The sequence below is a fragment of the Ruegeria sp. BHSB196 genome (assembly GCF_059613135.1).
In genome coordinates, this window is the sequence record NZ_JBXWRY010000044.1 from 21,047 (window position 1) to 31,726 (window position 10,680).

A 10,680-nucleotide genomic window follows, 5' to 3' on the forward strand; every position below is an offset into this window, starting at 1 on the left:
TCGCCCTCAACCCGCTCCGATGGCGGCCCTGAGCGCGGGTTTGCCTTCCAGCGCCGTGGACAGGGCCGGGCTGCCGGGCGCTGCTTCAAGCGGGCTTTCCGCCCCCAGGATGTCCTGTGCGCGACGGCGTGCGCCCGCACGGTATCTCAGCCACATCATCTCGGCGGCATAATCGGCCATGTCGGGCGTCAATTCGGCGGCCGCTTCGGGGTCGGTGCCTGCGAGTTGGGCCAGCAGCACGTTTGCACTGGGTTCGACGCCGGTCTTGCCCAGATCGGCCGCGGCGACCGCCTCGTGACCGGTGACGGCTTGGGGCAGGGGCGCGTCCAGCGCGATCCTTGCATCCAGAACCCCGGCGCCCATGTCGTTTGCCCCGTGCCAGGCGGGGGGTTTGGTCAGTCCCTGCGTCGCGCAGGCAACCCACATCGCCTGCACCGTGGTTCCGGCTGCCGCAGCCTTGGCCCGCAAGGCGGCGCGTCCGCCGTGCCGCGCGAACCAGAGCGCCGCGACCCCGCCCGCCAGCGACGTGGCTAGCGTCGTGCCTTGCGCGGCCTTGTTGCCCCAGTCGTGATCGCTGGCCTTGTTCTTGGCAGCGCCCCAGACGTTCACGCCGGGGGCCGACAGGGTGACTTCGGGTCCGCGGCCGCTCCGCGCCCAGGGCCTGAGATCCGGCTCCACGGCTGCGACGGCCGTCGCCAGCCCGAAACTGGAATAGGCCGCCGGAAAGATCACGTCCGGCCAGCAATTGCCCGATGCGCAGATCACCACGAGGCCGCGTTCCACGGCCATGCGCAGCGCGCGCTCGGTCGCCGAAACGCGCACGGGCCCGCCCTGGGCCATCACGATCACGTCCGCGCCGTGGTTGATCGCGTGGGCAATCGCCCTGGGCAATGTGCGTTGGTCGAAGTTGATGACCGACCGGATCGCGCGGATCGGCATCACCCTGGCGTCGGGTGCGGCCCCCGTGACCGCGCCGGGACCGGTCGAATTTCCGTTCATGTCCGCGCCGCCGCGCGAGGCGACCACAGACATCACCAGGGTGCCGTGGCCGGGATGCCGCAGGAAACCGTCGTCGAACCGGTCGGACGCGTCGGTACCGCCTTCGACAAGGTTGATCTGGTGGGTCAGGTCCAGCGCCCCCTGAAGCTCTCCATGGCTGGAATGGCCGGTGTCGATGGAAGCCACGGTGGATCCGGCGCCCCGGCTATGCGCCCAGGCCAGCGGCGTTCGGATCACCTGGTGCACCCAGCCGAACTTGTGCCCGTTGTCGCGGGGCGTCGAGCAGGTGAAGAGACCCGCCTCGGCCGTATCGGCGCCAATGGCGATGGCGCCGAACAGGCTTTCGGGCAGGACCGGGTTGGCCTCGGTGGCCTCGACGGCCGTGCGCAGCGACCGGGCAAAGGCAAAGGCGGCGGCCTCGCGACCTGTCACGTCCGTGCCCGGAAACTCCACGAAGAAGAACGAGTCGCTCTCCTCACCGAACGCGGTTTCGGCCTGAGCGCCGGATCCGGGCAAGGCCGCTTCGATCCGGGCCTCCACAGTCTCGGGATTGGTCGCGTCTTCGAAGACGAGTTCGACGACAAGCGGAACGCCAATATCGGCCGACTGCGCGCGCAGCGTTTCAAGTAAGTCCTGCATGATAATACCCGGCAAAAAAACAATCTTTGCGGGTGAAGATAGCACGGATTGCACTTGAAATCATCAAGTTGCTGCCCGCAGCGCAAGGACCGATGGGTTACGTCCTGGCGCGCATCAACATCCCGAACAGGTCGCGCGGATCGTCCGGATCGGCCAGCATGTCCAACGGGTCATAGAAATCGGTGCTGGCGATGGCCTTCTTGATGTAGCGCAAAGCCGAGAAATCCTCGATCGCGAAACCTACGCTGTCGAACAGCGTGATCTGCCGCTCATCGCGACGGCCCGGAACCTGGCCGGTGATGACCTGCCACATTTCCGTGACCGGATGATCGGGCTCCAACGCCTGGATTTCGCCTTCGATGCGGGTCTGTTCGGGATACTCCACGAAAATGTCGGACCGCAGCAGGATGTTGCGGTGCAGTTCGGTCTTGCCGGGGCAGTCGCCGCCGATCGCGTTGATGTGCACGCCGGGGCCGATCATGTTGTCGGTCAGAATCGTCGCATATTTCTTGTCGGCGGTGCAGGTGGTGATGATCCGCGCGCCTTCCATCGCGTCCTCCGCCGTCCGGCACGACACGACGTTCAGATTCCGTCCGGCAAGGTTGGCCGCACATTTCTCGGTCGCCTTGGGGTCGATGTCATAGAGCCGCACCGTGTCGATACCGCACAGCGCCTTGAACGCGAGGCACTGGAATTCCGCCTGCGCGCCGTTGCCGATCATTGCCATAGTGGTCGCCCCCTTGGGCGCCAGATAGGATCCCACCAGCGCCGAGGTTGCGGCCGTGCGCAGCGCGGTCAGCATCGTCATTTCGGTCAGCAGCACAGGATAACCGGTATAAACATCCGCCAGCAGGCCAAAGGCGGTCACGGTCTGCAGGCCTTCGGCCGTGTTCTTGGGATGGCCGTTGACATATTTGAACCCGTAGGCTTCGCCATCCGAGGTGGGCATCAGTTCGATCACGCCGTGCGGGGAATGGGCTGCGACGCGGGGGGTCTTGTCGAATTTTTCCCAGCGCCGGAAATCCACTTCGATTTCAGCAGCGATGTCTCGGATCATCTGCTCGACGCCGACGTGATGGATCAGCCTCATCATGTTGTCGACGGATACGAATGGCACCAGGGCCTTGTCGGAAGGTTGGCTCATCTAGAAACTCCGTGTCGGTCGGTCGAAGATGCGGCGGCCCATCAGCGAGGCGGCCAGGTCGACCATCAGTTTCGCGGTGCGCCCGCGTTCGTCGAGAAACGGGTTCAACTCCACCAGATCGAGCGAACGGACGAGGCCGCTTTCGTGCAGCAGCTCCATCACCAGATGCGCTTCGCGCTCGGTGGCGCCGCCGGGAACGGTGGTACCGACCGCAGGTGCGATGGTGGGCTCCAGAAAATCCACGTCCAGCGACACGTGCAGCAGGCCGCCCGCCGCGCGGACCCGGTCCAGAAACGCCAGCAGCGGTGTCTTGATGCCGTGTTCGTCGATGCTGCGCATGTCGGCCAAGAGGGCGTTCTGCCGTTCAAGCACGACGCGCTCGGCCGGATCGACCGAACGCAGCCCGATCATGCCGACGCGGTCGGTCGGGATCGGGGCGGCGAGCGGCGGGAACGCCTCGAAACCCGGTTGGCCGGTGAAATAGGCGACCGGAGTACCGTGCAGATTGCCGCTGTCGGTGGTCTGCGGCGTATGGAAGTCGCTATGGGCGTCGAGCCAGAGGACAAAAAGCGGCCGCCCCTCGGCTTGCGCATGCGCGGCCATGCCTGCGACCGTCCCCATCGACAGGGCATGATCGCCCCCCATGAAGACCGGCACGCCGCGCGATGCGGCCTCTTGCGCCCGACGTGCCAGCGCCAGAGTCCACCCGATGCAGGCGGGCAACGAAAACAGATGCGGGTCATCGGGCGTATCCACCGGATCGGGCGCCACGTCTCCGAGATCGACGACCCCGTGGCCCAGGTCCGACAAGGCCGACCCGATCCCCGCGACCCGATAGGCGTCGGGGCCCATCCTGCAGCCCTGCCGCCGCTTGCCCGAGTCCATCGGAACTCCAACCAAGACAATATCCTGCTTTTCCATGGCGGTATTCTGTGCCCGGAGTGGCCTTGCCGGAAGAGATCAAAATGCTCAAAATGGAACGAAACTGAGCGCATCGGAATTTCCCTATGGACGAACTGGACAGCCGCCTGTTGAACGCCCTGCATCGGGATGCGCGCGCCTCCCTGTCGGAACTCGCGGAACAGCTGGGCGTGACCCGCACCACGATTCGCACCCGCCTGCAAAAGCTCAAACAATCCGGCGAGATCGTCGGGTTCACCGTGCTGACCCGGCAGGACGTGTCCCAAAGCCCGGTGCGGGGGCTGATGATGCTGGGGATCGAGGGCCGTGGGACCGAACGGATCATGTCGCGCATCTCGGCGATGCGGCAGGTGCGCGCCGTGCATTCCACCAATGGGAGTTGGGATCTGATCGCCGAGATCGGGACCGAGACGCTCGAAGAACTGGATGAGGTGTTGTTCGCCATTCGGCGCATGGACGGTGTGACCCGGTCTGAGACCAATCTGTTGCTGTCCACGCGTAGGGGTCGTGTCTAGGATGCGAACTCATAACGGCGCATCCAGAGGCGCGAGCAGGGCCTGAACCCGATCAGACGTCGGGCTGCGAAAACGGGATGAGGCCAGGTCGGGAAGTCCAACCAAATCAACGGCCCGACATCCGACTTGGCCGAGTTCCGTTCGACAAGTTGCGGAGTTGCACAGCGGCCAATCGCGAACCATCGGACCATGGAGGCATAGCCGAAGGACAATTAAGGGCGGTCGGAGACCGAACTCCGCGCGGTTCGAGTGACAGTCTCATTCATCGATTGGGACAGCATGCCGGGTAAGCCGGACTGGCTTGAAAGCGTTACAGCAAGGAGCGTCGCGCCAATGGAGAGGACAGCCACTGAACCGACCACGCGGGCGCCGATGGAGAAGCGCATGCGTTGTGCGTCGTCCGAGGTCAGGCGGTGCGCGACGCGGTTGTGCCCCCAGATCGCCGCAAGGCCCAGCCCAGCCATGGCCATGGCCATGCCGAGCGAAATCGCGATCACCATGATGATTGCGGGGCCGACAAGGTCGTTCGCGAGTCCGTAGAGCATGACGATCAGCGCCCCGGTACAGGGTACGACCCCGATCGCCGTGGCAAGCCATCCAGCCCCAAGCTCGGTCCGCCGGGACGCGGCGGCGCAACTGGCGCAACCCCCGGAATGATCGTGGTCGTGGCGCCTGTACTCTCGAAGCGCCTGCAGCGCGCGCACCAGCATCGCGCCGCCGATGAGCGTGATCGCTCCATAGCTCACCAACCGGATCATCCGGTAGTCGGACGGTGCGTTGCCGGTCGTTTGCCGCACGGCGAGATCCAGCAGGAAGACGATGACGATCGCGGAGAGCACATGGGTTACGGCGATCTGCGTGCCCATGCGGACGCCGCGCCGGAACGTACCGCCCGCTCCCACGAAATAAGAGATCACGACGGCCTTGCCATGGCCTGGGCCAAGCGTGTGAAGCGCGCCGTAGAGAAAGGCGAAGAGGAAGGCGAACACGGCGCCGGCGCTCGTGGCACCGGACTTCATGTCCGTCATCGCACCTGTGAAGACGGCGGTGACGACGGCCTGTGCCCGGGCAAGAAACGAGGCATCGGGATAATGCCCGACGAAGCGCAGGAGCGCCATGCGGGCGGGACCACGGAGCGCGCGTTCGCCCGAGGTGGACTGAACTGCCAGCGCCCTGACGATCTCGTCCGTCTGCTCGCGGGAAAGGGCGTGTTCGGCGAGGCTGCGCTCAAGCTCCGCGATGGCGGCGGCACCGCGAACCTCCAGCGCGGCCGTCATCCAGGCACCCAGATTGGCGGCGGTGCCGGAGGCGGTTCTGTGTGCCAGCTGCCGGGCGATCTCGGCTTCGGCGGCTTCGCCGCCAACGATCCCCATCAGAAGGATCCGGATCGGGACGTAGGGCCGCTGTTGCAGATCGAATATCCCTTCCAAAAGCTCTGCGGAGGACGTGGCGTAGCTCCCGCCGCGCAGGGTCTGGTAGTCGAGCGTATCGAGTTCTCTCAGGCCGATGCGGACAAGGCGTGGATCGGGATGGGCAAGCAGGCCGGCGGCGAAGTCGCGCCTGGCCGCGTTTCCGCCGGGGCCGGCCCAGCTATCGGCCTGTTTGATCATCTCGGAGACGACCGGCCAGGTTGTCTCGTCCAGCGTCAGGAGGCGCGTCCAGTCGCCCTCGGGACCGCGAGCAAAGAGTATGGCATGATCAGGTGCAGCGCCGAGTTGCCGGCGCGTTGCGCTGTCCACGAGGTGCGGCGGCACGGCACCGGGGGGTACGCCCCTGAGCAGCGCGGCAGCCTCGAACCGGAACGGATTCTCGGTCCCGGGGCGGGCTGCAATGAGGCTGGCGCTGGCAGCGATCTGCTGCGACAGCGACGCATCCGGCAGGTCGGCGAAGTGAAAGGCGCAGGACACGGCCGGCCCAGGCATGGATGCCGCAAGCAGTACGAAAAACAGGACGGTGTGGAGTTTCGCGGCTACCCCGAGCGACGTTCGCATGGCGCGTTGAATGAGCCGCGGGCACCTCATGTCGAGACCGCTGCCACGAGGATTCCGATCGCCGCAACCCAGCTTCCTGCGACCTGGGGGACGAGCGGCGTCAGTCGGCGGGCGGCTGTCTCCAGCGCGAACCAGCTCAACGTGGCGAACGCGGCGATCCCGCAGAGTGTGCCGAGAAGCGGCTGGAGCGCGACGCTTTCCGGTGGCCCCGGAGCGAGCCCGGTCAAGGTACCGGTCGCAGCGACGAGGCCGAGCGCTGTCGGACGGGACATCCACTCACAAGGCAGAATGGCCGCCAGCCCGGCGAGGAGCGCCGCGAGGGCAAGCAGGATTGGAGAAACAGCAAGCGCTGCGCCTGCGTTGAGAGCGCCAGCGGCAAGCGCGGCACAACCAACGAACACGGGCAGCGCCCCCCGCGTGAGGGCGAGCGGCCGCCGCGCAAGAAAGGCCGCCGTGCCGATGAGCATCGCGGCCTGTAGCGGATCTACGAGAGGGTGCAGCAGGCTGGCGTAGAACGGGCCGAGATCGCCGAAGGCGTCATGGGCGAGCGCCGGGCCGGGCATCGCCGCCAAAAGGCAGGCAAGACGCACCCTTCTCATGCAAGGAACCCCGCGACGCGTTCGACCATCCAGAAGGCGGCGAGCGTGCCGACGCCGTAGGCGAGCGCGCGCAGACCTTTCGTGCCCGGCGCGGTCAGCCCGCGCACGACCGAAGGGTAAAGACGCGCCAGCGCCGCACCAAGGGCCAGTGCCACGGCGATGAACAGGATTTGTCCGGCCTCGACGCCGACATTGAAGGCAAAGAGTGCGAGCGGTACATCGCCCTGTGGCAGGCCGACCTCCAGCAGGGCGCGGGCGAAGCCCAGACCGTGCAGCAGACCGAATGCAAAGGCGACGGCCCAGGGATATCGCTCGGAGAGCCGTGCCCCCTTGCCAGGCTCGTGCAGCAGCTCGGCGGCCAGGAAGGCGATCGAAAGCGCCACGATCGCCTCGACGGGCGGCGCGGGCACCACGATCCAGCCGAGGCTCGCTACTCCGAGCGAGAGCGAATGCGCGACAGTGAAAGAGGTTATCGCACCCAGCAGTGGCCGCCAGTCGCGGATCAGCAGCAGGAGCATCAGCACGAAGAGCAGATGATCGATGCCTTTGAGGATGTGATCCACGCCGAGCGCGAAGTAGCCCGCGGCGATCCCGAGCGGCCCGGGATTTGAGGGCACCGTGAAGGCGGGCGTGGCGGCAGTGAGGCGTGTTGCCTGCAGTGTTGCCCCCGGCGAGAGGGCGTAGCGCACGAGCACGTCCGTGCGCGTGCGTTCCAGCCCTTCGATGCGGATCTCGCCCCCGGCGAGCCCTGTCTTGCATGTAGCGACCCAACCGGTGAGGAAGGCGCGGCCATCGAAGGCGGGCGCGCCGCCGCGACGCGGGCTGCAGCCCTCGGGCAGGGCGGCTTCGATCGGCATCGGCACACCCTGCACCTGGGGCTTGCGCCACGTGATGCGCCATTCCGACGGGCCGAAGGGTGCGATCTCCAGATATCCGGGTTCCAGCGCATGGCTCCGGGCGCCCTCGGGGGACAGGGCGAACAGGCAGGTCATCACGAGAAGGGCAAACCGGATCATCATCATCGCCCGAGCACCTCCGCCGTATCCGGCACCATGATCTTGTAGCGTCCGCGCATGGCTTCGAACTGTTCCTCGCGGATCTGCGATGCGAGCGTCGCGCGCCAATCCTGAAGCACCCGATCGCGGATCTCGTCGAGCGGAGGAAGCCCGCCCTCCTGCCGCTCTGTCACGCGGACGAGGTGGGTGCCGAACGGGGTCGTCACCGGACCGGACCACTCTCCCCTGGGCAAGCTCGCGAGGATGTCGAAGACGCCGGTGCCGAAGGTGCCATCCACCACTTGCCGGGGACTGGCCGGCAGTGCGGCCGGCAGGAGGCTCGGCAGGCCCACCTCCGCCGGGTCGCGCCCACTGTTCAGGCCGGCCTTGATCTCATGCATCGGACTGCCTGTCGATCCCTGATCCAGAAGCACCTGCTCGAAGGCGACGAGCGGTGCGAGCGCGAACCGATCCGCGTGCTCGTTCATATGCGCCGCGAGCACTGCATCGTCAGGATCGAAGGCCTGCGCGCCTGCTTCGGTCAGGAATTCCATTTTCAGACGCAGGCGCTGGCGTATGATCGCGTCGCCCTGATCGAGCCCTAGGGCCACTGCCTCGCGCACGTAGATCTCTTGTCGCACGAATTGGGCGATCAGGTGGTCGAGCTCATCCGGCACGGGCGGGCGGCGCCATGTTGCCTCGAATTCGGTGGCGAGCCGACGCGCGTCGTCCACCGTCACGTTGATCGTCTGCCCGGCGGCGGGCGGCGGCGTGTCGTCGAAGAGTGCAAAGAGGCCGAAGACCGCGAAGCCCAGCACAAGGAAGTGCACGAGCGGTTCGTGGAGGGCGGCCTTCAACAACTGTTTCATCCGCGTTGCCCGCTCACAGTCACGCCACCCCGGCCAGAAACGCCGCGCCGACAGCGGCGACGAGAACGCCTGCGCCGCGAACCGCCCAGGTGCCGAGCGGCCGCCCCCACAACAGGCCGATGGCGATGCCGGCGAGATGCAGCAGGCCAGTCGCGATGACGAAACCGATAGCGTAGGCAATGGGGTCTGCGGCCGATGGCAACTCGGTGCCATGCGCGTGTCCATGGAACACCGCGAACACTCCAACGATCACGGCCGCGATCCAGAGCGGTGCCTTCACAGCGAAGGCGACCAGAAGACCCAGCACGACACCGGACAGCGCGATGCCCGTCTCCACCGCCGGTATCGGCACCCCCGCTACACCGAGCGCTCCCCCGAGTGCCATCACCACCGGAAACACGACCGGCAACAGCCACAGCGCCGGCGCGCCCAGCACCGCCCCCCATAGCCCGACCGCGACCATCGCGACGACATGATCCCAGCCGAAAAGCGGATGAAGGAACCCGCTGATCAATCCGCTTTGTGACCCCTCGATGGTATGGGCATGGGCAGCATCCGCGAGGAGGATGGCGACGAGCAAGGGGATGAAAGACTTGTATGACATGGTCCATTCCTTGGACTGCGAAAATTCGCGCCGAAGCACCAGGAAATCTGGATTTGCGGAGACAGCCTTGCGACGCCACAAAGCCATACTATGCGGACATGCTGCAACTACACAACGGTGCTCTGCCTTAGTAGGCCAACGACAGCGACACGGTGAAAACGTCGCTTTCAAATCGGCGCTTGGCTGCGAACTCCGCGACGTATTTTTTTTGAGGCTTACGTCGGCACCGAGAATACTACCGCCGCTATACGTTGTGATCGGACCAACGCCTGCCACACGTGCTTGCAGGCTGTTTGCTCCGAGGGCTGCGCGAGTGATATCGGCACCACTTCCGCTGTCGTCTCCAAGTTGCTGATAATAATACCCGGTCATGCCGATGCCCCAGCCTGAGCGGAGGCGTTGAACCGCCGCTCCTTCCGCTTGGATTGCCGGAGCGGTCTGGTAGTCGGTCGCCGAATTCTTTGTGCTAAGTAGGAGACTCAGAGCACCGGAGGCTTCAAACCCGCTGGAAGGATCGAGCCAAGTCGCTGCCACAAACGGCTGGAAGCTCCAGACATTCTTGCCATTCGAGAGGGCGTCGACAGTTCGCGTTGCTACATCCACCGTCGCTGTCTGATAGTTGCCGGTCGGAGCATACACCGTCAATCCGGTACTGTATTGCAGCTTTTCTCGGTGCCATCCAAGCATACCCGTGACCGAAAGGTCGCCGATGCCGGAAGTTTCGTCATCAATCGCGGCCCCTGCAAGGGGAGGTGTGACCGCGGTCCAAGTAAGCCCGGCATCTAGAATCGGAATTGTCAAGTTGAAGGCCGGCGTACCGCCCCAGAGGCTGGTGTCAAAGGACTGTGTAATTCCCAGACGCAAAAGGTTGAGCTTGAGTGTGGTGTCGGCTCGGATCGGGAGGCCACCGACCGAGAGGCCCTCGACTTGGCCTTCAAGATAGTCATAGGTAAATGAAAGGTAGGTTCCGGGAGGCGGAACGATTCCTGCGAAGGTGTCCCTGGTGCCCATGAAGTACGCACCAATACCCCCTTCGACCGCAAGCGATTGCGCGGGTTGAAGCGTGGCAAGCGCAACGCATGCCGCCAAGGCTGAATTAACTTTTCTGATCATGTCTATCCGTGTAAAAGTTCTGCAACTGGAACGACATAAGTGACGCAGTCGGGTCGCTCGCCGCCTGGTCGAGCGATTGGCCCGCTGCTTACTCCGAAATGGCTGCGCCGGCGCATGCGATTACCGTCAAAGCGCCGAGGGTCGGGCGAACGACACCCATCATCCATCTCCTTGGGGCGAGTACCAAATCGGCGAGGTCCAGGCGCGCTCCTGAATCCATGTCAGCACGCCCAGCGGACAAAACCGTCCTCCCTGAAGTCGCGCCCGCTGAAGCTCCCGACGCTCTCGGCG

At 65.3% G+C, this 10,680-nt stretch carries 9 protein-coding genes; 1 reads left to right on the forward strand and 8 read right to left on the reverse strand.

Annotated elements, in window-relative coordinates; translation table 11 throughout:
- Positions 1 to 6: 6 nt before the first annotated feature.
- The 3 genes from AC2FNJ_RS17005 to rocF form a co-directional block, all read right to left on the reverse strand.
- On the reverse strand, positions 7 to 1,638 hold the full coding sequence (locus AC2FNJ_RS17005) for a S8 family serine peptidase (protein ID WP_496765863.1): 1,632 nt from the start codon (positions 1,636 to 1,638) through the stop codon (positions 7 to 9).
- 97 nt (positions 1,639 to 1,735) lie between these two features.
- Entirely contained in the window at positions 1,736 to 2,782 is a 1,047-nt protein-coding gene (gene ocd / locus AC2FNJ_RS17010) for an ornithine cyclodeaminase (RefSeq protein ID WP_496765865.1), read from the reverse strand.
- Positions 2,783 to 3,703, reverse strand: a complete 921-nt coding sequence (gene rocF, locus AC2FNJ_RS17015; protein WP_496765866.1) for an arginase — start codon at positions 3,701 to 3,703, stop codon at positions 2,783 to 2,785.
- An 86-nt stretch (positions 3,704 to 3,789) separates the two neighbouring features.
- Here rocF and AC2FNJ_RS17020 point away from each other — a divergent pair, with 86 nt between their 5' ends.
- Complete coding sequence (locus AC2FNJ_RS17020) at positions 3,790 to 4,218, forward strand: Lrp/AsnC family transcriptional regulator (RefSeq protein WP_496765867.1); 429 nt, start codon at positions 3,790 to 3,792, stop codon at positions 4,216 to 4,218.
- Positions 4,219 to 4,430: 212 nt separating this feature from the next.
- Here AC2FNJ_RS17020 and AC2FNJ_RS17025 read toward each other — a convergent pair whose 3' ends face one another.
- Genes AC2FNJ_RS17025 through AC2FNJ_RS17045 form a run of 5 tightly spaced genes read right to left on the reverse strand, consistent with a single transcriptional unit; the run spans position 4,431 to position 10,389 of the window.
- Entirely contained in the window at positions 4,431 to 6,209 is a 1,779-nt protein-coding gene (locus tag AC2FNJ_RS17025) for a nickel/cobalt transporter (protein ID WP_496765868.1), read from the reverse strand.
- A gap of 26 nt (positions 6,210 to 6,235) precedes the next feature.
- Complete coding sequence (locus AC2FNJ_RS17030) at positions 6,236 to 6,808, reverse strand: HupE/UreJ family protein (RefSeq protein WP_496765870.1); 573 nt, start codon at positions 6,806 to 6,808, stop codon at positions 6,236 to 6,238.
- Positions 6,805 to 7,830, reverse strand: coding sequence for a HupE/UreJ family protein (locus tag AC2FNJ_RS17035; protein WP_496765872.1), 1,026 nt, complete (start codon positions 7,828 to 7,830; stop codon positions 6,805 to 6,807). The genes AC2FNJ_RS17030 and AC2FNJ_RS17035 overlap by 4 nt, the downstream gene beginning before the upstream one ends.
- Complete coding sequence (locus tag AC2FNJ_RS17040; protein WP_496765873.1) at positions 7,827 to 8,672, reverse strand: peptidyl-prolyl cis-trans isomerase; 846 nt, start codon at positions 8,670 to 8,672, stop codon at positions 7,827 to 7,829. The genes AC2FNJ_RS17035 and AC2FNJ_RS17040 overlap by 4 nt, the downstream gene beginning before the upstream one ends.
- 19 nt (positions 8,673 to 8,691) lie before the next feature.
- Entirely contained in the window at positions 8,692 to 10,389 is a 1,698-nt protein-coding gene (locus tag AC2FNJ_RS17045; protein ID WP_496765874.1) for a HupE/UreJ family protein, read from the reverse strand.
- Positions 10,390 to 10,680: the final 291 nt, after the last annotated feature.